Annotated in this window: 20 protein-coding genes and 1 pseudogene; 12 read left to right on the top strand and 9 right to left on the bottom strand. The window is 38.7% G+C overall.

Translation table 11 applies throughout. The features are described from left to right. Positions 1–115 precede the first annotated feature (115 nt). Complete coding sequence (gene sanA, locus DK861_RS15810; RefSeq protein ID WP_109400723.1) at positions 116–847, top strand: outer membrane permeability protein SanA; 732 nt, start codon at positions 116–118, stop codon at positions 845–847. Here sanA and yeiB read toward each other — a convergent pair. The 3 genes from yeiB to DK861_RS15795 all read right to left on the bottom strand — a co-directional run bounded on the left by yeiB (position 844) and on the right by DK861_RS15795 (position 3,984). Further along, positions 844–1,995, bottom strand: a complete 1,152-nt coding sequence (gene yeiB / locus DK861_RS15805) for a DUF418 domain-containing protein YeiB (protein WP_109400722.1) — start codon at positions 1,993–1,995, stop codon at positions 844–846. The genes sanA and yeiB overlap by 4 nt on opposite strands. A gap of 12 nt (positions 1,996–2,007) precedes the next feature. Beyond that, entirely contained in the window at positions 2,008–2,667 is a 660-nt protein-coding gene (gene folE / locus DK861_RS15800) for a GTP cyclohydrolase I FolE (protein WP_109400721.1), read from the bottom strand. Between the two features lie 153 nt (positions 2,668–2,820). Then, on the bottom strand, positions 2,821–3,984 hold the full coding sequence (locus DK861_RS15795; protein WP_109400720.1) for a YbfB/YjiJ family MFS transporter: 1,164 nt from the start codon (positions 3,982–3,984) through the stop codon (positions 2,821–2,823). Positions 3,985–4,203: 219 nt separating this feature from the next. On the opposite strand from DK861_RS15795, the gene moeA reads away from it, so the two are divergent. The 3 genes and pseudogenes from moeA to DK861_RS15780 all read left to right on the top strand — a co-directional run bounded on the left by moeA (position 4,204) and on the right by DK861_RS15780 (position 8,185). After that, on the top strand, positions 4,204–5,445 hold the full coding sequence (moeA, locus tag DK861_RS15790) for a molybdopterin molybdotransferase MoeA (RefSeq protein WP_109400719.1): 1,242 nt from the start codon (positions 4,204–4,206) through the stop codon (positions 5,443–5,445). Positions 5,446–5,449: 4 nt separating this feature from the next. Next, on the top strand, positions 5,450–6,217 hold the full coding sequence (moeB, locus tag DK861_RS15785; RefSeq protein WP_109400718.1) for a molybdopterin-synthase adenylyltransferase MoeB: 768 nt from the start codon (positions 5,450–5,452) through the stop codon (positions 6,215–6,217). A gap of 268 nt (positions 6,218–6,485) precedes the next feature. Next, positions 6,486–8,185: pseudogene (locus tag DK861_RS15780) on the top strand (amidohydrolase). Positions 8,186–8,276: 91 nt separating this feature from the next. On the opposite strand, the gene DK861_RS15775 reads toward DK861_RS15780, so the two are convergent. Together DK861_RS15775 and DK861_RS15770 are read right to left on the bottom strand one after the other, a co-directional pair. Next, positions 8,277–8,741, bottom strand: coding sequence for a GNAT family N-acetyltransferase (locus tag DK861_RS15775; RefSeq protein ID WP_109400717.1), 465 nt, complete (start codon positions 8,739–8,741; stop codon positions 8,277–8,279). A 9-nt stretch (positions 8,742–8,750) separates the two neighbouring features. After that, positions 8,751–9,329, bottom strand: a complete 579-nt coding sequence (locus DK861_RS15770) for a TIGR00730 family Rossman fold protein (RefSeq protein ID WP_006537557.1) — start codon at positions 9,327–9,329, stop codon at positions 8,751–8,753. 323 nt (positions 9,330–9,652) lie between these two features. On the opposite strand from DK861_RS15770, the gene rhtA reads away from it, so the two are divergent. Next, a complete protein-coding gene (rhtA, locus tag DK861_RS15765; RefSeq protein ID WP_109400716.1) occupies positions 9,653–10,546 on the top strand; it encodes a threonine/homoserine exporter RhtA in 894 nt (297 codons plus the stop codon). Between the two features lie 266 nt (positions 10,547–10,812). Then, positions 10,813–11,319, top strand: coding sequence for a DNA starvation/stationary phase protection protein Dps (dps, locus tag DK861_RS15760; protein ID WP_006537560.1), 507 nt, complete (start codon positions 10,813–10,815; stop codon positions 11,317–11,319). A gap of 64 nt (positions 11,320–11,383) precedes the next feature. On the opposite strand, the gene dinG is transcribed toward dps, so the two are convergent. Further along, the gene (gene dinG / locus DK861_RS15755) at positions 11,384–13,498 is read right to left on the bottom strand and encodes an ATP-dependent DNA helicase DinG (RefSeq protein WP_109400715.1); all 2,115 of its coding nucleotides are present in this window, start codon (positions 13,496–13,498) and stop codon (positions 11,384–11,386) included. Between the two features lie 251 nt (positions 13,499–13,749). On the opposite strand from dinG, the gene DK861_RS15750 reads away from it, so the two are divergent. Together DK861_RS15750 and fabZ are read left to right on the top strand one after the other, a co-directional pair. Next, positions 13,750–14,658, top strand: coding sequence for a LysR family transcriptional regulator (locus DK861_RS15750; RefSeq protein ID WP_109400714.1), 909 nt, complete (start codon positions 13,750–13,752; stop codon positions 14,656–14,658). Positions 14,659–14,868: 210 nt separating this feature from the next. After that, complete coding sequence (gene fabZ / locus DK861_RS15745; protein ID WP_006537564.1) at positions 14,869–15,294, top strand: 3-hydroxyacyl-ACP dehydratase FabZ; 426 nt, start codon at positions 14,869–14,871, stop codon at positions 15,292–15,294. Positions 15,295–15,354: 60 nt separating this feature from the next. On the opposite strand, the gene DK861_RS15740 is transcribed toward fabZ, so the two are convergent. After that, on the bottom strand, positions 15,355–16,743 hold the full coding sequence (locus tag DK861_RS15740) for an MmgE/PrpD family protein (protein WP_109400713.1): 1,389 nt from the start codon (positions 16,741–16,743) through the stop codon (positions 15,355–15,357). Between the two features lie 82 nt (positions 16,744–16,825). Then, positions 16,826–18,193 carry an adenylosuccinate lyase gene (purB, locus tag DK861_RS15735; RefSeq protein ID WP_109400712.1) on the bottom strand — a complete coding sequence of 456 codons (1,368 nt, stop codon included), beginning with the start codon at positions 18,191–18,193 and terminating at the stop codon, positions 16,826–16,828. A 403-nt stretch (positions 18,194–18,596) separates the two neighbouring features. Between purB and metC the strand changes: the two genes are divergently transcribed. The 4 genes from metC to sseA all read left to right on the top strand — a co-directional run bounded on the left by metC (position 18,597) and on the right by sseA (position 22,480). Continuing rightward, positions 18,597–19,772, top strand: coding sequence for a cystathionine beta-lyase (gene metC / locus DK861_RS15730; RefSeq protein WP_072062876.1), 1,176 nt, complete (start codon positions 18,597–18,599; stop codon positions 19,770–19,772). 34 nt (positions 19,773–19,806) lie between these two features. After that, positions 19,807–21,174: a C4-dicarboxylate transporter DcuC gene (gene dcuC, locus DK861_RS15725; protein ID WP_072062877.1), complete on the top strand. Its 1,368-nt coding sequence runs from the start codon at positions 19,807–19,809 to the stop codon at positions 21,172–21,174. Between the two features lie 261 nt (positions 21,175–21,435). Continuing rightward, entirely contained in the window at positions 21,436–21,624 is a 189-nt protein-coding gene (locus DK861_RS15720) for a hypothetical protein (protein ID WP_174704117.1), read from the top strand. 13 nt (positions 21,625–21,637) lie between these two features. Further along, positions 21,638–22,480, top strand: a complete 843-nt coding sequence (gene sseA / locus DK861_RS15715) for a 3-mercaptopyruvate sulfurtransferase (protein ID WP_109400711.1) — start codon at positions 21,638–21,640, stop codon at positions 22,478–22,480. 75 nt (positions 22,481–22,555) lie between these two features. On the opposite strand, the gene DK861_RS15710 is transcribed toward sseA, so the two are convergent. Beyond that, positions 22,556–22,804 carry a GlsB/YeaQ/YmgE family stress response membrane protein gene (locus tag DK861_RS15710; RefSeq protein WP_072062879.1) on the bottom strand — a complete coding sequence of 83 codons (249 nt, stop codon included), beginning with the start codon at positions 22,802–22,804 and terminating at the stop codon, positions 22,556–22,558. Positions 22,805–22,882 lie beyond the last annotated feature (78 nt).

The raw sequence follows: 22,882 nt of genomic DNA, 5'->3' as shown, positions 1-22,882 counted from the left end.
TGAAAAGCGCGTCATTACTTAATATGAGGCGCTTTTTTCTTGCTTCCCTATTCCTGCTCAAGTAGCCTTACGTATTATGAAAGTCATTCTTTATTTGCGTCATTAAGGCAAGGACATGCTAAAACGCCTCATTTATCTCTTTCTCACACTTTTTATGTTGCTTGCAGTCATCTTGATTGCCTGCGATCGTTGGATCGGCTGGAAAACTAATCCTTATATCTTTGAAGATGTGGATACATTGCCCGCTAAAAAAGTGGGTATGGTGTTAGGCACATCAAAATATTATACCAGCGGTTACATTAATCAATTTTATCAATATCGCATCCAAGGCGCAGTTAATGCCTATAACAGTGGTAAGATCCAATATTTATTATTAAGCGGTGATAATGCAAAACATAGCTATAATGAGCCAAATACGATGCGTAAAGATCTCATTAAAGCAGGCATTCCTGCCTCTCGTATTGTGATGGATTTTGCGGGCTTCAGAACACTCGATTCAGTTGTACGAACAAAAGAGGTATTTGGTACAGATGGATTTACCATTATTACTCAGCGTTTTCACTGTGAACGTGCTGTTTTTATCGCATTAGAAAAAGGAATCGATGCGCAATGCTTTGCGGTTGCATCCCCCAAAAGCATGTTTAAAGTACGTGTACGCGAAGTGTTTGCAAGAGCAGGTGCAATGATTGATGTTTATATTCTAAACCGCGAACCCCGCTTTTTAGGACCACCAGAAACGATCCCTGCAATACAATCTATTCCTGATGGCATTAAAGGATATCCCGCAGTTTCACCAGAGGAAGTTGAATCACTTCCTCTAATTGACAACAATAACGAGAAAATCTAAAAGAATTGCGCTAATTTTGAGGCTGATTTACGCCAAATCCACTCTATTGGACCTTGTGGAAAATAGCGTAGCCAAATTACGGCAAAAGCAATGTTAATTGCCCAAATAACGACAACAAAAGGCATCAGTTCAGGTAAGGTAAATTGATTAAATAATCCCATCCGCTGAAACAGGATAATGCCGATAAGACTTTGCATTAAATAGGTCGTTAGCGCCATTTTTCCTACACAACGTAAAGCATAGGCAAAATAAGAGTGACGCATTGTATTCCAACTCCAATAAAACAGCGCAATATACCCCAAACTTTGCACCACTTGGATCAGCATTGTTAAAGGTTGTGCTAAAATAGCCGCCCAGCGGTAATCCCAATCAAGATAATAATCCACCAGTACAATAACCGTTTGTAAGCTTAAACTTATTGTGAGGAAATAAAGTGCTACACGACCATAATGAGCGCGACTAAATTTCTGCTGCAACCAACCTGATGCCATTAATGCTGATCCCATCAGCATTGCACCGAACAAAAACCAACTGTATTGACGAACAAGATTAAAAACAAACAGAGTTAGCTCATTTAAACGATAATAAACACTATTTAAATAAGGCCCTGTTTTCCAATCTGATTCAGCCAATTGGGAATATGGTGTGCTGTACCAAACGGTATCAATAAAATCACGATAATAATAAAACAACACACCTAGAATAAGTGCGCCACAAAAATAGAGTATCGCTCCCAATATAAATTGGTTTTTTATCGTTATTGATTTGATAAACGCAAAAACAAATAAACCACATATGCTATATGGAAATAAAATGTCACCTTCCCAAATAAATAATGTGTGAATAACCCCAATCAATGCCAGTACAACGAGCCGCGATAAATTAAAGCGCGTTCCTTTACGTAGTAGCAGATAAAGCGTACCACCAAATAGTAATGCAAAAATAAAGAGGAACTTACCTTGGGCAAACAGATTTAATGCCATCCATGTTATACGATCACCAAAAGAGGCCTCCCCCGAATGTAACGGATTAAATGAAGCCACTCTTAATAAAGCAAAACCTGAAATATTGAGCAATAAAATGCCAAGGATCGCCATTCCTCTCAACGCATCAAGTGCTTCGATACGTTGATGAGACGATTCATTCATTTATTTGAAATCTCAAAGGTGACGAACAGCGCGTAAAAATTCCTGACGCGTATTTTGACTTGATTTAAATAACCCACCTAATGAGGTTGTTGTAGTTGCACTTGTTGCATCACGAATACCACGAGCTTTAACACAATAGTGAACCGCATCAATAGAAACAGCCACATTTTTTGTGCCTAGTAACGTTTGTAATGCGATAAGAATTTGCTGTGTTAAGCGTTCTTGAACTTGAGGGCGTTGAGCAAAGAATTGCACAATACGATTAATTTTTGATAAACCAATCACTTTATCTTTTGGTATATAAGCCACAATCGCCTTGCCATCAATAGTAACAAAGTGATGTTCACAAGTACTGGTTAATGTGATATCTCGTACTGTCACCATTTCATCAACTTGCATTTTATTTTCAATTAGTGTGATTTTTGGGAAGTTGTGATAATCCAATCCTGAGAAAATTTCATCAACATACATTTTAGCAATACGACGAGGCGTTTCAGCTAAACTATCGTCGCTTAAATCCAGATTTAACAGCTTCATCACTTCTGTCATATGATGTTCAATTTGCTGTTTACTCTCACATGGAGATAGCTTTGATTCACGAAGAGGCGTTTCTAAACCGCGTTCAACTAACGCAGCGTGCACCCATTGCGCCTCTTTACTTAATGATGACATTGGACTCTCCGATAAACACATTAATTAAGTATCTGTTTCGCTGTCAGCGACAACAGCCTACACTTTAGATGACATGAATCACATTATCCAGCGATACCGCATTTTTCGTTATGAAATTATTGCATTTTTGTATGAACTATTTTTAGATTAAGCCTAATTTTTCTCTTTTAAACACACCAGAAAACCACCGATTATCAACACAATAAAGGCGACATAAAGTGCAGGTTCTAATTTTCCAGTTAATGCCGTTGAAAGCGAAGAAATGACAGGACCAACTAATTGCCCAATAGCATAAAAAGTGGTGAGTAAACCTGCCATATAACGCCCATGATCAGGCGCTAATTCTCTACCTCGTAAAAAAGCCAGTTGTACCGCACACATAAGACCGCCACCAATTAAGAAAGCGCCAATCGCAAGCCCTGTTATTGTCGGGAGCCACTCTGCAATCAAAATACCTAATGCTTGTAACCAAAGCGTAATAGCTAAACGTAACTGCGTATTTAATACATTACGCGTTAAAATAGCGATCCCAATACATAATGCAGCAGAAGCACCGAATACAGGCCAAACAAATTGCGCAATTAAGCTTCCTGGAAAGCGTTCTGCCGCCATTTGAGAAAGAAATGTAGCCGGTAAAATATAACCAAACCCCGCAAAGGTATAACCCCAAATTAACTTTTTCATTGCTGGTGTCAGTGTTAAAGGTGCAACTTTTACTTCTTCTCGACTCATCGCCCAAGGTTTAGGAAAGTGATAACTGACATATATTGCACAAATAAAAGCAAGTGAACCATAAATTAACCATCCCGCCGTCGCGCTCATTTGCCATTTCATAATTAACACAGCAAGAATACCACTAATAAATATGCCTGCGCCTGTTCCTGCATAAACAGCAACGCTTAATGCCGGTCGATTAAGACGAGCGAGTAATTCGTTTGCCCATGAAGCCACTAGCACTAACGTCCAACCACTTGCCCAGCCAATAAAAAAGCGTGCAATACTGTGTGTAAATGCATCATTTAAACATGCAGACAGTAGCGTAATTATCACCGCCCCCCAAAGACCTGCCCACAAGCGATATCCCACACCTTTAACGGCTTTCATCGCGTCATAGGAGCCAGCAAGATAACCAAGATAATTAAATGCAGCGACAATCCCCGCACTTGTCAGCGTTAATTGATATTCTGCAATCATCAACGGCACTTGTGGTGTAAAAGTAAAGCGTCCTATCCCCATTGCAACAACTAAAGCAAGAAAACCACTAAACGCGATATGAAAAGCTTGCGCTGAATGACTTTGGTGATTTGAAGTATTCATTGATATCCATTATTTTGTTTTATCGTTTTATACATTTTAAATGTGCTGTTCATTAATAACAGAACAAGAAACATATTAACCCCAGACAGTTAACATTTTTGCAATAATACGTTTCATTTCTTTCTAGTCACAAGATGATCTCTGACATGATGATGCTCATCGTGATAGATTAGTATCATGAAATAAAACAGAACATTTAGATAGATCTTGGAGTATATGATGAGTCAATGTCACGTGAGCGGTTTATTATCTCTTGATGAAGCGCTAGAAAAACTACTTGAAAAACCGCTGGCAATTACCGATACCCTTAACATCCCATTAAATAATGCAGCCAATTATGTCTTAAGTGAAAATATTACATCTCCACTAAATGTTCCGCCTTTTGATAATTCTGCAATGGATGGTTATGGACTTCGTTACGCTGACTTAGCCCCCCAAACTCCTCTTCCAGTGGCAGGAAAATCATTCGCTGGTATTCCCTTTGAAGGAGAGCTTCCTGCTGGTCAATGTGTACGCATTATGACAGGGGCAATGGTTCCTGCTGGTGTTGATACTGTCATTATGCAAGAAGAAGCAGAAGTCACTGAACATGGTATTCGTTTTTCACAACCCGCTAAGAAAGGCCAAAATATTCGTCGTATTGGTGAAGATATTAAAGAAAACGATATTGTATTACCTGCTGGCACTAAGCTCTCAACAGCACAATTGCCATTAATCGCCTCTTTAGGGATCGCCACTGTACCGGTTTATCGACGTTTAAAAGTTGCCGTTTTCTCAACAGGTGATGAGTTACAAACCATTGGTCAGCCATTAAAAGCGGGCCAAATTTATGATACCAACCGCTTTGCGGTACGTTTAATGCTTGAAAAACTAGGATGTGAAGTCTTAGATTTAGGTGTTATTCCTGATTCACCGGAAAAACTGCGTGAAACTTTTAAAAAGGCGGATCAAGAAGCAGATTTAGTGATCAGCAGTGGTGGTGTTTCTGTGGGCGAAGCCGATTACACCAAACAAATTCTTGATGAAATTGGTGAAATTGGTTTTTGGAAATTAGCGATTAAACCAGGCAAACCTTTTGCCTTTGGTCATCTGCACAATGCGTGGTTCTGCGGTTTGCCGGGTAACCCAGTCTCGGCAACTGTGACATTCTACCAATTAGTCCAACCTTTAATCGCTCGTTTATCAGGATTTAGCCATTGGAAAGCACCACAACGTTTCCAAGCTATTGCACAATCTCCATTGAAAAAATCCGTGGGTCGTCTTGATTTTCAACGTGGTATCGCAAGTATTAATGCGGAGGGTATATGGCAAGTAGACACTTCTGGTCACCAAGGCTCACACGTTTACAGCTCCTTTAGTGTCGCTAACTGCTTTATTGTCTTAGAACGTGAGCGCGGTAAAGTGGCAGCGGGTGAAACGGTCACAATCGAGCTATTTAATTCTCTACTAAAAAGTGAATAGTTTTATGAGTATCGAATTAACCGATGAAGAAACACTGCGCTACAATCGCCAGATTGTATTAAGGGGTTTTGATTTTGATGGTCAAGAGGCGCTGAAAAGTGCCTCTGTTTTGATTGTTGGTGCAGGTGGCTTAGGATGTAGTGCTTCGCAATATCTTACAGCTGCAGGTGTAGGAAAACTCACATTATTAGACTTTGATACAGTTTCCCTTTCTAATCTTCAGCGCCAAATTCTTCATCGTAATGCGACGATTGGGCAACCCAAAGTGCTCTCTGCAAAAGCAACATTAGAAGCAATTAATCCTCATGTCACAATAGAAACCGTTGATGCATTACTTGAAGATGAGGCTTTAGCTAAACTTATTAGCCAACATAATATCGTAATGGACTGTACGGATAATGTGGCAGTACGCGAGCAACTTAATCGCCTCTGCTTTCATCAGAAAAAACCGCTAGTATCTGGTGCCGCTATTCGAATGGAAGGTCAAATCAGCGTATTCACTTACCAAGATGACGAACCTTGCTATCGTTGCTTGAGCCATCTTTTTGGCGATAACGCTTTAAGTTGTGTTGAAGCAGGCATAATGGCACCTGTTGTGGGTACTATTGGTACATTACAAGCTGTTGAAGCAATAAAGTTACTTACTGGTTACGGTGAAAATTTGCATGGTAAGGTATTGATGTTTGACGCAATGCGAATGCAATTTCGTGAATTCAAATTACCCAAAAACCCGCATTGCGAAGTGTGTTCTGCCAATTTACCAGACAACTAACCACTTTCTATTATAAATAAGGTAAGTCTAACCTATTTAAACTTACCTTATCGCCTTTCAAAGATAGAGCTATTAATCTGTTTTTTAAATATTTTAATCGTCCTATAAATCATATTTTTCATTACGTCGATGTAACAAGCTTATAGTATTCACTCTGATTTAATTCTACTATGACCGCCCGCGTCAAAACGCAACAGGATACCCTATAAGCAGAATAATCATTTAAGCACGCATTCTACGTGCTAAAAAAGCAATACAAGGTAGAAGAATGACATTTCAAATTGCAGACACTCTCTATTACAACGGACTTATTTATACCGCTGATCATAATAACAATATTGTTGATGCTATCGCGATCAACCAAGGTGTAATTATTGCTTCAGGTAAAAAAGAGGCGCTACTTTCTTACTGTAATGAAAATACTGAGCAGATTGATTTGCAGGGAAGAATGGTCATGCCGGGCATTATTGATGCGCATATGCACCCTTTCTGGGGAGGTGCAACGTTAGCTGGTTGCCATCTTGATTATCAATCACTCACTATCGATGACATTTTATCGCGTATTCAAAAATACCTTGATGAAAACTTTATTGATAATGATACCGAATGGCTAAAAGTCTCTGCATGGTATCGTGAAGGCATGCAACCGGAAGGTGTGCAAATGACACGTTATCACCTTGATACCTTAAAAACGACGCGTCCTATTTTACTCTTTTCTAGTGATTGCCATAGTGTTCTTGCTAATTCTCGCGCTTTAGCGCTGTTAAATATCACTGCAGAAACGCCCGATCCCCCAGATGGAAATATTGAACGTGATAGTGATAGAACGCCTATCGGTATTCTTGAAGATGCACCTGCAATGCAAGCTATTGATAGCTTGCCACCCCTCACTGAAGCACAAAACCTACAAATCGCCCGTCATGTTCAAAAACGATTAAATAAACAAGGTGTAACCACTATTATGGATGCGCGTGTGGGTGAGCCTCAATTACGCGCCTTTAATAAATTAAGAAACACGGGTGAGCTGACCCTTCGTGTTGAAAATGCTGTTGAAATTACGCCAGATGATGTGCCATCTATTGATGATATTCCAAACGCTGTACGCCATGCTGCAACTCGTTTTTCACAATGGCATCAAATCAGCAATGGCGCTCAACCCAGTGTTGCGATCCGTCATATTAAACTTTTCCTTGATGGTGTATTACAAGCTCCGATTATGACAGCGCGCTTACATGCACCATATCGTATTAATGTTGGCACTGACGATACGCCACATTGGCAAGACTCTGAACATATTGGTGATCTCTATTTTTCACCTGAAATCTTAACGCCATTAATAACAGAAATTGCTCGTGCGGGTTATCATCCTCATATCATACCGTTGCTGAAGGTGCAATCAGTACAGCTCTGGATGCTATTAGTGAAATGCGTAAAGTCTTACCTGAGAAAGACATTAGACCGGGGCTTGCGCATAATGAATTAATGTGTGAAAAAGATTACGCGCGTTTTACACAATTAAAAACCTACCCTTTTCTCTCTTTCCAATGGGCGGCTGTCGATCAGAGCAATATCGAGAAAGATATTGAAATGCTCGGTAAATCTCGCTGTGACTATTTGGAAACAGCAGGGAAATTTATAGATGCGGGTGTCACTGTAGCTTTTGGTAGCGACTGGCCAATTGATCCACTTAATGAATGGTATGATTTTAAAGTTGCGATGACTCGCCAAAAAGATGCAACAAGTCCACGCCTTGATAACGATCGTAATCTGACATTAGTGGAAGTCTTACGTGCAGCCACCATTAATGCGGCAGAAGCTTTGGATATGGATAGGCAAATTGGATCATTAGAAGTCGGAAAATTTGCCGATTTTATTGTATTAGATAGAAACCTGTTTGAAATATCGGCAGAAGATGTTGAAAATGTCAGGGTATTGTGTACGATCATTGCGGGGAAACCCACAATTTAGCTGAATAATATAATTAATAAACCCGCCATTGAAGCGGGTTTATTTTTATCTGTGCACTTAATCCTATGAGAATTAACGTAAATTGGCTCTGCTATAAAGCAATTCCCATCACCGTGCTCACTTCTTTTAATCCTTCACGCCGGTAAAAACGTTTAGCCGCACCGTTTTCAGCTAATACAGATAACTCAAGATGAGTCATTTTTTCCGATTTGGCCCACTCTTTCATTGCTGTTAATAGCAAGCTACCTACGCCTTGGCTACGAATGGAAGGGTCAACAATAATATCGTAAATATAAGCGTATTTACGTTGAACCAAGCAGTTAAACATAGGTGTTTCTTGAATTTGCGCAATGCTAAATCCAACCACTTTGCCATCTAAATCTGCGACCAAAAGATGAAACTTATTATTTTTTATTCCATTAATAATAAAAGCTTCATCTTGCTTACCCGGTTTTAATCGATCGGGTTGTAAATTAGCCATTTCATTAAATAAATGGGAGTAAAGATCATTAATTTCTTCTACATCAGACAAAATCGCTTTTCTTATTATTATCATTTTTTACCTTTATTTGTCGTAGGTTTTTACTGGAGGTGCAATATATGTTTCAAATTTATCTAATAATTGAATAGGACATTGTTCCACAATCGCCATATTACGGTATTTTTCATGTAAGAATTGTTCGTCCGCCATTTTATCAATCATCATTAATAATGGTGAATAAAACTGATTGATATTAAGTATGCCCAATGGTTTTTGATGCAAACCAATTTGGCTCCATGTAAAGACTTCACTAAACTCCTCTAATGTACCAAAACCACCAGGTAAAGCGACAAAACCTTCTGCCAGTTCTATCATTTTACTTTTACGCTGATGCATAGTCTCAACAATATGCAGCTCAGTCAGATTTTTATGAGATATTTCACGCCCTTCTAATAACGTAGGAATAACGCCAATTACCTTTCCGCCTTCAGCTAATACTGTATCGGCAAGTGTGCCCATAATTCCTACACTTGCACCACCATAAATTAAGGTGATATTACGTTTAACCAGCTCTTTGGCAAAAATAATGGCCTGTTCTTTATAAATAGGTGAAGCACCTAAACTAGAGCCACAATACACTGCGATAGATTTTATTTTATTCATTTTTTATTCTCTTTTAGCTAGTTAAAACGAGTTTGGAATTATACTGAAGGTGCATTTAATAAAAAAGGTTAAAAAAAATGTTTTTACGCTTTTTATCGCATATATATTTTTAACCATTATTAATACTTATATTCATAAGAAGTTATTTTATTAAATATAAATTAATTTATATTTTAACCAATCTCACTAAACGAAATTAAAATAAAAAATATTTATTAATAAATAGCTATATTAAAGCGGGTAATTTTACTTTATATTATGCGATCCTTTGTTAGCTTTTAACAGAGCACACATACGATTGATTATTGACGAGGTTTTATAGGATGTTGTCAGCCAGGCACTCAGCTAAATTACAGGTGTTTTATCCTGTGCTTCTTTTGCTTCTCTCTATGCTTTCAATTCAAAGTGGCGCATCCCTTGCTAAAAGCCTATTTCCTGTTATTGGAGCCCCAGCTGTAACGGCATTACGTCTATTATTGGGTACGTTGATCCTCTTTTTTATTTTTAAACCGTGGCGACTCAAGTTCACTCGAGAATCGGTTATGCCACTGTTTTTATATGGCTTATCTTTAGGGGCAATGAATTACCTTTTCTACCTCGCACTTGAAACTATTCCGCTAGGTATTGCTGTTGCCCTTGAATTTACAGGCCCTTTAGCCGTTGCAATGTTTTCATCACGTAGAGCTATCGACTTTTTATGGATAATTTTAGTGATTGCGGGTTTGGGCTTATTGCTCCCTATTGGTGATAATATCCATGATGGTCTTGATCCGCTTGGTATGCTTTATGCGTTGGGTGCGGGTGTAGGTTGGGCATTATATATCGTATTCGGACAACGTGCAGGAAAAGGCTATGGTGCGGCAACAGTTTCAATTGGCTCATTAGTTGCTGCCTTTATTTTCGTACCTATCGGTATGTTACAAAGTAGCCCTGATATTATGTTTAGCTGGTCTATTTTACCTATTGCCTTAGCCATTGCGATTTTATCAACTGCTTTCCCCTATACGTTAGAAATGATCGCACTTACACGCCTACCAGCCAAAACGTTTGGTACTTTAATGAGCTTAGAGCCATGTATGGGTGCTTTTATTGGTATTATTTTCTTACACGAACATTTGACGCTAATACAATGGGTTGCCTTAGCCTTTATTGTTTTAGCTTCTATTGGTTCAACAACAACCATGAAAAGTAAAACCAAAATTGAGGAAGTAAAATAGATATTTAACTCATTTTACTCAGTAAAAATAAATATTAATTTAAAAAGGATCATATGATCCTTTTTACTTATTAAATAATAACTTTACTGACCTATCATTGCTATTTTTCGTTCATTGTCTTACCCTAAATAGACTATTTCGATAGATTAGATTTTTTAAATAGATGACCTATCAATTTAATAGTATCAATCGATAAGACTAACCATTAATAATTCACTATCATAATTAACAGAAATTAAGTTATTAATTATTTAGGGAGAACGATTATGAGTACTGCCAAATTAGTCAAATCCACACCTTCAAGCCTGCTTTATACCCGTAATAATCTCGATGACAGCGTAAAACTACACGCTATCGAGTTACTGCAACAGATGGTGACGCAGTTTATCGACCTATCTCTCATCACAAAACAAGCGCACTGGAATATGCGTGGTAGAAACTTTATTTCTGTTCATGAGATGGTTGACGGCTTCCGCGATACCATTAATCAGCACACTGATGAGTTTGCAGAGCGTGTTGTCCAATTAGGTGGCACAGTATTAGGTACTGCACAAGTGGTGAGTAAGAAAACCCCTTTAAAAGCTTATCCTCTGGATATCCATGATGTGCAAGATCACCTAAAAGCATTGGCTGATCGTTATGCTGTTGTTGCTAATGATATTCGTAAAGCCATTGACGAAGTTGAAGACGAAGATACCGCCGATATGTTTACGGCTGCATCGCGTGATCTTGATAAATTTTTATGGTTTATTGAAGCCAATATTGAGAACTAATTCTTAATAAAAAATTACAATTATGACGTTAAAAGGCTACCTCTCTTTCTTTAGGTAGTCTTTTTTATTTATCTTTTACTTTCGGCATATCCGGCTGATAGATAGGAAAAACAGGCAGTGCCGTTAATAAGCGTGAACCATAGTTTTTAGTTAACAGACGTCGGTCATAAATCACGATTTCACCGTGGCAATGATGACTACGAATAAGACGCCCAACTTGCTGAATTAAATTAAACGATGCACTTGGCAAGCTCTGCACTTCAAAAGGATAACGTTTCAGCGATTTTAGCCACTCACCTTCTGTCACAATCACCGGGTCCGTCACTGGCGGAAAAGCAATTTTATGAATATGCACTTGCGTTAAATAATCACCTTTTAAATCGAGCCCTTCGGCAAAAGATTGCAAACCTATTAATACACTATTATCACCTGCATCAATACGCTTACAATGTGTTTCAACTAATCTATAACGAGGCTGATCCCCTTGTACCAATAAGCATAAACGTAAGTCTTTCACTTCTTCTAAAAAGCCTTCCATTGCCCGTTGGCTACTAAATAAAACCAATTGCCCTCGATGGTTATTCTCTTCCATGCTTTGTCGAAAATAACACGCCATCTCTTTTAAATGTTCGCGCTCATGAATCATTGTCGGTTCATAGCGCATTTTAGGAATAACTAATCTACCCTGATCTTTATGTTCAAAAGGTGAAGATAACGTAATAAAGCGATCATCAAAATGCTCACTTAGCCCCGTTAATTCTTGAATGCGAGAATAGCTATTTAACGAGCGCAAGGTTGCAGAGGTAATAACCACATGCGGGATATTTTTCCATAACAATTGTGTCAGTTGTTCGCTGACACGAATACCCGCACAATGAAAATAGAGATGAGACTGCTTTTTATCGTAACGACGAGTTAGCCATTTGGATACTGGTGCTTTTGAGGTTTGTTCTAATGTAGCTAAACGCCACAATTTTGCCATATTCTCTAAATATCCCACCATTCTACTCGTCGTTAAAATGGCACGATGTAAACGCACAATATCTTCTTTCGCTGTCCGTTCTGTTAAATCAGTTAAAATGGCTTCACCCAGCATTTTTAAACCATCCGTTAGCTTAAATAATGTCTGGCAACTTAACAGGAATTGTTCAGGTAATTCACCTAACGGAAAGAGATATTCATCTTGTTCACTGCGTTCTGGTAATAGTGCTCGCGTAAAGGTATCAACCTCTTGATAAGCCTCACGTAACTTAGCAATATGAGCATCAAAACGAATAGGATCAGCCAATTTAGGTGGTCTTACAGGGATAAATTGCGCTAAATACTGACTAACATGGCGAGTGATATTATCAAGCTGATTATTAAGGGAAACTAAGGTTATTTCCCCTTCGACTTCAAGTGCATCTCGTGCAACATCAGGAATATGATGCCCTTCATCAAGCACCAAAAGCAGATTTTTAGCATCAGGCAATACGGATTCACTTTCCATTGCCGCCATCACTAAAGCATGATTTGTAATAACTACATCTACTTCATCAATTTCACGACGTGCAATAAAGAAAGGGCAGCGATGATAATATTGGCAATTGCGCCCTAAGCAATTCATTTTATCCGTGCTGATTTTGCGCCATAAACTGTCTGTTAGTGCGCGTTTATGGTGATCACGCAAACCATCCCAACCGAAACTAGTGAAATCATTTTTGAGCTCTCGACAAATTTCTCTTTCTGCACTCGTCGCAACATCAACTTTATCTTCAAGCAAAAACATTAAGTCAATTTGTTCGCCCTCTGTTGCACAAATCGCATCTAAATTACGAGGGCATAAGTAACGCCCACGACCGAAAGCGCCAGTAAACGTAAGATCAGGAATGATTTTTTTTAGTAATGGCAGATCTTTGCTATAAATTTGATCTTGCAGCGCCACATTGGCCGTACTGATAATCAGTGGTTTTTTCTCATCACGACTAATGGCAATACCCGGAATAAGATAAGAGAGTGTTTTTCCCACACCAGTTGGGGCCTCTATCACTAAATGACGTCCCATTTCATCAGAAAAAGTCTTAGCCACTTCAGCGATCATTTCACGCTGTGGCGCACGCGGAATAAACCCTTCAATATGATCTGGTAGGGCTTTATACCACTGACTTATTTGATTTTTAACTGATTGAGAAAGGGACATAACCACTCTGCAACTGATTTTAAGAAAGGCGCCATTGTCTCATAACACTGTATAAAAATCAGTAGTTACCTTCGATTGCTCTCCTTTTTCATCAAAGAATGGATAACACCTCGAAATTATTGAGCTTTGTTATGGATTATTAATTCAACTCTTCATAGTATGAGTATTCATTATGTAACATCTAAAATAGTCTTATAAAAATATGATTTATTGTTTTTACTAAACACAACATCAGTTAAGAGACTCCTATAATGACCTCTGCAAAGCGCCCTATTTTTAACTTAGAACTTGATTTACTTCGAACCTTTGTTGCTGTTGTCGATGGTAATACCTTTGCTGCAGCAGCGGAATCTGTTTGTCGTACACAATCTGCGGTAAGCCAGCAAATGCAACGGCTAGAATCTCTGATAGGCAAAGAGCTGTTTGCTCGCCAAGGTCGAAATAAAACACTGACAGAAGCAGGTACACAACTACTTAATTATGCTCGCCGTATTTTACGTCTGAATGATGAAGCGTGTCTTTCATTGATGCATGAAGAAATTGATGGGATCTTAAAAATTGGCTCTCCTGATGATACGGCAAACACGATTTTACCTGATCTCCTCGCGCGTTTTTCTGGAGCCTATCCTCGCTTAATCATGGAAATTATTGTGAAACGTAGTCCGTTCTTAATGTCTATGTTAGAAAATAACGAACTTGATTTAGCCATTTCCACCGAAGAACATGTAGGTTATCCCAAAATTGTATTACGCGTTTCCCCCTCTTTATGGTATTGCGGAAAACACTTCCGATTTGATCTTGATGATCCCCTACCATTAGTTGTATTAGATGAACCCAGCACATACCGCGATATGATGATTAATCACCTTGATCAGCAAGGTATTCGTTGGCGAATCGCTTATATTGCTACAACACTTTCAGGTGCCAGAGCCGCAGTACGTGCAGGCTTAGGTATTATGGCGCGTTCAATTGAGCTATCAGGTGATGATTTGCGTATTTTAGGCGAAAAGGAAGGTTTACCCGCTTTACCAGCCATTAGTTATAACCTGTATCTCAATGCCAATAGCCCAGGGAAAGCCGCACAAATACTGTTTGATTCATTAAAAAATGAACAAAATGAAGTGATTAATCATGCTGATATTACTCTTCAACAAGAATAATAAAAATAAATAAACCATTGCGATATCACATCAGAAAGTTCGCAATAACAAAGACTAGATTTTATCTATACTGGTCTTTGTTATCTATTTAACTCAAATTTCTCAATCAAAAGACAGGCTAACACTGTACGATATTGAATAAGAATGAAATAATAGCCACCCTTTTTGTAAAATAAAGTTTATCCTATCACCATAACGAGGAGAAAATGTATGCCCATTTCCGTCAGTGAAATAATGGAAATATTGCCTCATCGTTATCCATTCTTATTAATCGATCAGGTTATTTCTAAACCAGCTGAACTTGCCAGTGGCAAATTAACCGCTATTAAAAATGTCACAACCAATGACACTGTTGTTTTTGGCGAATTTTACCCACCGTTATTACTACTTGAAAGCATGGCTCAAGCTTCAGGCATTCTTGCACATTACTACCTTTCACCTATGAGTGAAGATCAGCGATGTTATTTTGCCAGTATAAAAAACGCACGCTTTTATGATGTGGTTAAAGCCGGTGATCAGCTACTTATTGAGATCCAATTTTGCCGGCAGCGACGCACTATTGTTAGCTTTTCAGGTACGGTGAAAATTGGGGAAAAGATAGTTTGTACCTCTGAGTTTATGTGTGCAAGGCAATAAAAAAGGATTGGTAGCTAAACCAATCCTTCATATCATCATCTTATTGACATTATACTTAACTTAATCGGTCACTTCTTCATTACGCAATAATTGTGTTATCTCAGAAAGAGTGATCTTTTCAAAATTCAATACTTTTTCAACGAGTTGAGCCGATTGTTTATCCTCTATTACTAAAGAGGCATTATCGTAAAACTTACTGATCACATCTTTATCTGTTATTGGATTTTTCGGATTACCATATTGAATATCTAATCTCTCCGTGATCTTCTCGCCATTTTTTAATGTCACAAAAATTAATCCAGGAAAATAGGTAGGAAATGGAATTTCGCCTTTTTCTGGATAACGATAACTCACTTTTTTCGCTAACCTTTGAATATCTTCACGTTGTAGGTTTTCAGGAAATAATGAAGACAGCGTTAAAGCATTATCTAAAAAGCCCGCTGCAAATAGCCACGGTAAACTAAATTTTGCCCCATAAGCTGTTTTAGGCGCCCATTTTGTTTCAAGTGGCTCGCAAATTAAAGCGGCTGCGACAGGATCAACTACGCACTCAACGCTTTCAATATCATCAGCCGTGATCCCTTTTTTCAGCAAATTACGGCCACAATCAATAGTGGCATGAGCAAAATGACACACAGGATAAGGCTTAATAGAAACATTTAAAAATTCCCATACTTCACCTAATCCCAATGCGACTTGTTCGGGTTTTGCTTGCTCTCGAATACCATGAGTTTGATAAAGACTATAGCGACCTTCAAATATCGTTTCAGGGCCAGTCATTCCACCTTTTGCTAATGATGCTGCGATAATACCAGATTGCGCAGCCCATCCCGCATGAAAGCATTTAGAAGATGAGCTATTAGCAAGATATTCTGCTACTCCTCCTGCTTGGCTTCCTGTTAATCCTAATGCATTCACAGTTTGTTCAGGTGTTAATTTTAATAGTGAGGCAGCACAAGCTGTTGCACCAAAAATACCAGCAATCGCTGTGGCATGAAAACCACGCTGATGAAATCCACTATGGCTTGCTAAGCCCACTCTTGCTGCCACTTCCCAGCCAATCACCCATGCCGTTAAAATATCTTGTGATGATGCACCAATAGATTCACCCAATGCAAAAGCAATCGGCGTTAATACCGCACTGCCATGTGCAATCGAGTCTGTGTGTGTATCATCAAAATCTAATGCATGTGAAGCAATACCATTTGTCAATGCAGCCACAGTGGTACTTGCCGTTAGCGAACTCCCCCAGATTGGGACATTTCCTTGACTATCAGGTAAAAAAGCTACACCTTGGCGACTTTGAATAGCGCTTTGTTGCACACTTCCAGCAAGGGCGACACCTAATGTATCTAATAAATGAATTTTAGCGCGCTCTACAACTTGAGCCGGTAAATCAGAAAAATGGGTTGTGGTAATAAATCGGGCTAACTGCTGACTCAATGTCATAAACACCTCGGAATAGATAAGAAAAAGCCAGCAATATCACCGGCTTTTAGGATAATAAGAAGGTTAGATATAATTAAGTCACTTAGTCATTTAGCCAGCCAGAGGCTTTGGTTTGTGCAACAACACGATCAACTTGGGCTGGTGCATTACCAACATATGTCGTTGGATCTAAAAGCGCATCAAGCTCTTCTTGAGTAATGTGATCACGAATACGAGTATCACGATTAATCGCTTCCACGAAGGTGATACCTTCTTCTTGTCCGGACATTGATGCTTCATACACAATTTCATGTGCAGTTTGTTTACCCGCTTTATCAGATAATGCAAACATCACACGCTCTGCCAACATGAAGCCCCCTAGGATATCCATATTTTCGCGCATTTTCTCGACATGCACATTCAGTCCACCTATTACTGTTTTCATATTATCGAAGATTACAGATAGCATCAGACACAGTTCTGGCATGATCTTCCATTCCATTTTCCAGATTGCACCATCACGCTCATGTTGATGTTTCATCATATCCGTTAAAACAGAAAGATTCGCTTTTAGGGTATTACTCACACAGGCCGCATTTTCAACAATGGCAGGATTACGTTTATGTGGCATGGTCGAAGAACCCACTTGCCCCTTACCAAAAGGCTCAGATAATTCATCAATTTCGTTATGTGCTAACAGTAAGATTTCATTAGCAATTTTACCTAAAGTTCCGCTAATTAAGCCTATTAGCATGCCATATTCACTGAATCTATCACGCGCAGGTTGCCATGAAATTTCAGGTACAGCTAAGCCTAAGCGTTTTAATACGCGAGCTTCTAATTCATCTGCCTTATCGCTTAAAGAGGCTTTTGTACCAACCGCACCGACAACGCTGCCAACAAATAAGCGAGGTTCTATCTCTTTAAGACGTTGATAATGACGCGCTAATTCAGTTAACCAAATCGCTGTTTTATGTCCAAACGTAATTGGCAGAGCTTGTAATGCTAATGTACGCCCAACCATTGGTGTGTTGCGATGTTGTTCGCTTAATGAAAGCAGAGCACGACCTAATACTTTGATATCACGCAAGAAAGTATGATGAGCATCTTTTAATTGCAGTACAAGGCCAGTATCAATTACATCTTGTGTTGTTGGACCAAAGTGAATATATTCTCCATAGTGTTCTGGACAAGCATGCTCTAAACCACGAATTGTTGGCACTAATGGATGGCGAGTAAGACGCACTTGTTCTAATACATAATCCATATCAAGTTTTTCAAGCTTCGCAGTCTCTGCAATAACTTTTGCAGCGTCTTTTGGAATCAAACCTAATTCAGCTTGCTCAATCGCTAATGCAGCTTCGTAATCAAGCCAATTTTGCATTCTAGTTTTATCAGAAAAAATAGTTCTCATTTCTTCTGTTGACCATAAATTCTTTAATAAAACAGAATCAAAAACACTGGTTCCCATAATTATTTCCCCTGTTAAAAGAATAATAAAAAAATCGTTTTTTAAATAAAACGACTTGTTAGATTGTTATTTTATTTATGCAATATAATCTCAATAAAAACACTTTGATAATTTTAATCTAATTTAAAGCTTTTCTAATCAATTAAAAAATAACATCAATTCAAATGGTTACAAATAACTCTTTATTTATTAGTTATAACTTTTGAATCTTAAATGTTATTTAAGATTTAATTAGAATAATTAATGCTAAAAAATTAGAGGAAGATCATCATTTTTAAAAAATAGCTATTTTAAAAACAAATAAGTTTGTTATAAATAATAGAAACAAAATAAGCGCAAACAGTAATTAACCCTTTTATTTAATTACCAGGGAACTCTATTTCTATATTTGGAGATATTAATAATGAAACAAAATAAACAAACAAAACTAATACACAGTGGACGCCAAGCAATCAAAACTTCTGGCCCCATTAATCCACCAGTCATGAGAGCCAGTACCATTGTTTTTGATTCGATTAAAAGCTGGCGCGAAGTGCGTGATCGCCGAGCAACAGAGCGTGTTTTAAGCTATGGCGCACGTGGTACCGAAACCGCATTCGCCCTTGAAGCTTTAGTAACCGAATTAGAAGGTGGCTATCGCGCTCAGTTGTTCCCTACTGGATTGGCAGCTATCGCCGTCACTATTATGGGATATGCGCGTAGTGGTGGGCATGTTTTATTTGCTGATTCTGTTTATGAACCTGTGCGTAAAATTGCATCGGCTTTTCTTGAGCCCAATAACATTGCTTATAGCTTCTTTAAAACAGATGGTTCAGATTTTGAGCAAAAAATTCAACAAAATACACAGCTTATTTTTGTCGAATCACCCGGCTCATTACTTTATGAAATGCTCGATTTACCTGAAATTTGCAGAATTGCTCATGAACGGGATATTCCTGTCGGTGTTGATAATACATGGGGCTCTGCGTGGCTTTATAACCCACTGGAATTAGGCGCTGATGTCTCTGTTATTGCTGCAACTAAATATTTATGCGGTCACTCTGATGTGATGATGGGCATTATGGTTGCGAATGAAAAAGCATGGAAAAAAATTGGTGCATTACCTGAAGCATTAGGTCAAGCCAGTAGCCCTGATGATGCAGCACTGGTACTTCGCGGAATGAGAACATTAGGTCAACGTATTGCTGCTCATGGCAAATCAGCTTTGGCTATCGCACAGTGGTTAGAGACGCGTCCTGAAGTTGAAAAAGTATGGTTCCCTGAATTACCTAATCACCCTCGTCATGATTTATGGAAACGTGACTGCAAAGGCAGTAATGGCCTATTAACCATTGAGTTTAAACAAGAATTTACCGCAAAACAATCAGAGCAATTTATTGATGCGCTTGAACTATTTGGTATTGGTGCATCTTGGGGCGGATTTGAAAGTCTTGCATTACCTGCCAATGTCGTTGGCGCAAGAACAGCGTCTAATTGGCGTGAAGGTCATGGCCCTTTTGTACGTTTACACATCGGCCTTGAAGCAACAGACGACCTCATTGCAGATATTACACAAGCTTTTTCAGCATTAAACCAATAACAAAAAGTATTGCATCATTACCGGGGAATTCACTATGACAGGTTTAATTATTGCCGCGCTGGTAACAGTGCTGGTGGTTTATTTACTGGCGCGGGGTTATAAACCTCAACCAGTATTATTACTCGGCGGGTTATTACTCTTGCTCTTAACAGCATCTCTCGACCTTAATCCGTTATTACCAGAAAATAAATCCACTCAATTTAAATATTTTGATGTTTTCCAAATCTTTACGAATATTATGAGTTCTCGCCTAGCGGGTCTTGGTTTAACATTAATGGCAATTGCCGGTTTCTCTCGTTATATGGAACACGTTGGCGCAAGCCGTGCTTTATTCGCTATTTTTGAAAAGCCATTAAAAGCGATAAAATCACCTTACTTATTATTAGTGATTTCATTTCTCGTTACTCAAATCTTGGTGATCTTTATCCCTAGCCATGCAGGTTTAGGTATGCTGTTAATGGTCACTATGTATCCGATATTAATTCGTTCTGGTATTAGTCCACTTTCCGCTTTAGCCGTAATTGGATGTTGCCAGTTTATCGACCATGGTCCCGGTTCTGGTAATGTGATTATGGCAGCAAAAACAGCGGATATTGAACCTGCCGTCTATTTTGTTCAGCACCAATTACCCGTTACTATTCCTATTATTATTGCAGTTGCGATTACTCATTTCTTTATTCAACGCTGGTGGGATAAACGTGAAGGATTTGTTTTTGACCCAACAACCATTGATGTCGTAAAAGAAGAAGGTAATAAAGTCCCGTTATCTTATGCCTTATTACCCGTGATCCCTTTAATTCTGATTATCGGCTTCAGTCCTTTGCTACACCCTTATATTAAATTAGAAGTCACCACAGCGATGATTATTAGTACTGTGATTGCACTTCTTTTTGAATATGTTCGCTTACGCGATGCAAAAGCGGTAATGAATAGCTTTATGCTGTTTTTTGAAGGAATGGGTAAGCAATTTGTATTAGTGGTCTCGTTAATTGTATCGGGTGAATTCTTTGCGAATGGTTTACTAAAAAGTGGTGCCGTCGACACACTAATTAGCTCTGCTCAAGATGCGGGTTTTGGTATTGCCGCCATGATCATTGTCATGAGTGCCATTCTTGCATTAGCCGCCTTTTTAATGGGATCAGGTAATGCGGCATTCTTCTCATTCGCCGCCTTAACACCAAAAATTGCTGCATTCTTAAAAGTAGATGTGGTCACTTTAATTTTACCAATGCAAATAATGACAAGTTTTGGTCGTACTGTTTCACCCATTACTGCCGCTATTGTCGCCATTGCAGGTATTGCGAATGTCTCACCTTTCCAAATAGTTAAACGTACTGCTATTCCTATGGCTGTCGCAGCCATTGTGAACTTAGCAATGACATTCTGGTTTTTATATTCTTAATTAAGTTGCGTTACCCCTTGCCCTTAAACTCATTTACTCCTGAGTTTAAGGGGTTTTTCTTATCATTGACTGTAACCTTTGATTGAAATAATTAACGCCAACACCAACTTTACTCAGGCTATTTATAAAAAATAAATAGCCTGTTTATTTATCTATTTATCTCTTTTTTAGCCACTATCATTTGTCGATTAAACTGACTTAGCACTTGTTTCAACTTCATATCTCGATATACTTTTGCGCAACATTCATCTGCAAATGAACATTATGAAAAAAATAATTATTGTTATTATCGCGCTACTTGCCTTTGGTTCTATCGGTGGTGTTTTCCTTGCGGGCTTAAATATCTATACACGCTCCACAACACCAATAGAAACAGAGCAAACTCAACCTGAAACATCACCTACACAGCAATTTCCAGCTATCCCAGACAGCTCACCTTCTGCTAAATAAATGAGGTCGCACCGTGGAATACGATTACTTTGTTACCCCCCAATGGCTATTTGAACATCAACATAATGCTGATGTTGTGATCCTTGATGTCAGCGCACCAATGCCCACTCAACAGATTGACTATCAAGCACTTTATCTTGAACGTCATATTCCACATGCTCATTTTTTTGATCTCGATGAAATCGCAGATAAAACGACAACATTGCCCCATATGTTGCCATCTGATGCACTCTTTTCAGAAACGCTGACACAATTAGGTATCTCTAATACCACAACGGTTATTCTTTACGATCAAGGCAACTTATTTTCCGCACCTAGAGGTTGGTGGACATTAACAACGCTAGGTTGTTGTAATGTGCGTATTCTTGCTGGTGGCTTACAGGCATGGGTTGAAGCTGGATTTGCAACAGAACAAGGTGAAGTAATTAAAGTGCCGGCACTGTCTCCTTTTATTGTTGAACGTCATGCACAACGTTATGCCAATAAACAGCAACTTCTTGATAATTTAGAGACCAAACAAAAACAGGTAGTTGATGCACGTTCTGCTGATCGTTTTTATGGTAGAGCACCTGAACCCCGTCCTGGTTTGCGTAGTGGACATATCCCGGGCAGTAAAAATGTACCTTGGAATGAACTCGTTGTTAATGGGCAATTGAAAAGCAACGCTGAGCTAAAGCAAATTTTTGAACAATCTGGTATTAATTTATCACAACCTATTATTGTGACTTGTGGTTCAGGTATGACCGCGGCAATTTTATTTTTAGCGTTAACCGTATTAGGTTGCCAAGCTATCGCACTTTATGACGGTTCTTGGGCACAATGGGGTGCTGAAAGTGCCCTTCCTTGTGAATGCTAATTTGATCTATTTTGCCTGAAAAAGTAAACCCGCATTACGCGGGTTTGTTGTCAATCTCTATTTGGTATGGAGATATTAACTTGCAAATATCTTTGCAAGATAGAGCACCACAATGGCACCAATTACAGCAACGACAAAACTACCAAAGTTAAAGCCATCCACTTTGCCTTTGCCAAAGAAGCTACTAATTGCGCCACCAACAACCGCCCCCACAATACCTAAAATACAAGTCCATATCAGACCAATATCATAAGAGCCGGGCATTAAGAATTTCGCCAGAATACCCGCAATCAAACCAAAAATAATCCAAGAAAGAATTCCCATATTTCCCCCTAAAATAGTCATGATATAGACAACATACCTAAAAATGTCACCTATTGAGTGTAAGTCGAAATAGTTATT

The sequence above is a fragment of the Proteus sp. TJ1640 genome (assembly GCF_003144445.1).
GTDB classification, from domain to species: domain Bacteria; phylum Pseudomonadota; class Gammaproteobacteria; order Enterobacterales; family Enterobacteriaceae; genus Proteus; species Proteus penneri.
The sequence above is the reverse complement of the archived record's forward strand: the minus strand, read 5'-3'. Positions and strand labels throughout refer to the sequence as shown.

Excerpts from the sequence above, each read along its gene's own strand:
- sanA (WP_109400723.1), top strand. The coding sequence starts at position 116 with ATGCTAAAACGCCTCATTTATCTCTTTCTCACACTTTTTATGTTGCTT.
- yeiB (WP_109400722.1), bottom strand. The coding sequence starts at position 1,995 with ATGAATGAATCGTCTCATCAACGTATCGAAGCACTTGATGCGTTGAGA.
- folE (WP_109400721.1), bottom strand. The coding sequence starts at position 2,667 with ATGTCATCATTAAGTAAAGAGGCGCAATGGGTGCACGCTGCGTTAGTT.
- DK861_RS15795 (WP_109400720.1), bottom strand. The coding sequence starts at position 3,984 with ATGAATACTTCAAATCACCAAAGTCATTCAGCGCAAGCTTTTCATATC.
- moeA (WP_109400719.1), top strand. The coding sequence starts at position 4,204 with ATGAGTCAATGTCACGTGAGCGGTTTATTATCTCTTGATGAAGCGCTA.
- moeB (WP_109400718.1), top strand. The coding sequence starts at position 5,450 with ATGAGTATCGAATTAACCGATGAAGAAACACTGCGCTACAATCGCCAG.
- DK861_RS15775 (WP_109400717.1), bottom strand. The coding sequence starts at position 8,741 with ATGATAATAATAAGAAAAGCGATTTTGTCTGATGTAGAAGAAATTAAT.
- DK861_RS15770 (WP_006537557.1), bottom strand. The coding sequence starts at position 9,329 with ATGAATAAAATAAAATCTATCGCAGTGTATTGTGGCTCTAGTTTAGGT.
- rhtA (WP_109400716.1), top strand. The coding sequence starts at position 9,653 with ATGTTGTCAGCCAGGCACTCAGCTAAATTACAGGTGTTTTATCCTGTG.
- dps (WP_006537560.1), top strand. The coding sequence starts at position 10,813 with ATGAGTACTGCCAAATTAGTCAAATCCACACCTTCAAGCCTGCTTTAT.
- dinG (WP_109400715.1), bottom strand. The coding sequence starts at position 13,498 with ATGTCCCTTTCTCAATCAGTTAAAAATCAAATAAGTCAGTGGTATAAA.
- DK861_RS15750 (WP_109400714.1), top strand. The coding sequence starts at position 13,750 with ATGACCTCTGCAAAGCGCCCTATTTTTAACTTAGAACTTGATTTACTT.
- fabZ (WP_006537564.1), top strand. The coding sequence starts at position 14,869 with ATGCCCATTTCCGTCAGTGAAATAATGGAAATATTGCCTCATCGTTAT.
- DK861_RS15740 (WP_109400713.1), bottom strand. The coding sequence starts at position 16,743 with ATGACATTGAGTCAGCAGTTAGCCCGATTTATTACCACAACCCATTTT.
- purB (WP_109400712.1), bottom strand. The coding sequence starts at position 18,193 with ATGGGAACCAGTGTTTTTGATTCTGTTTTATTAAAGAATTTATGGTCA.
- metC (WP_072062876.1), top strand. The coding sequence starts at position 18,597 with ATGAAACAAAATAAACAAACAAAACTAATACACAGTGGACGCCAAGCA.
- dcuC (WP_072062877.1), top strand. The coding sequence starts at position 19,807 with ATGACAGGTTTAATTATTGCCGCGCTGGTAACAGTGCTGGTGGTTTAT.
- DK861_RS15710 (WP_072062879.1), bottom strand. The coding sequence starts at position 22,804 with ATGGGAATTCTTTCTTGGATTATTTTTGGTTTGATTGCGGGTATTCTG.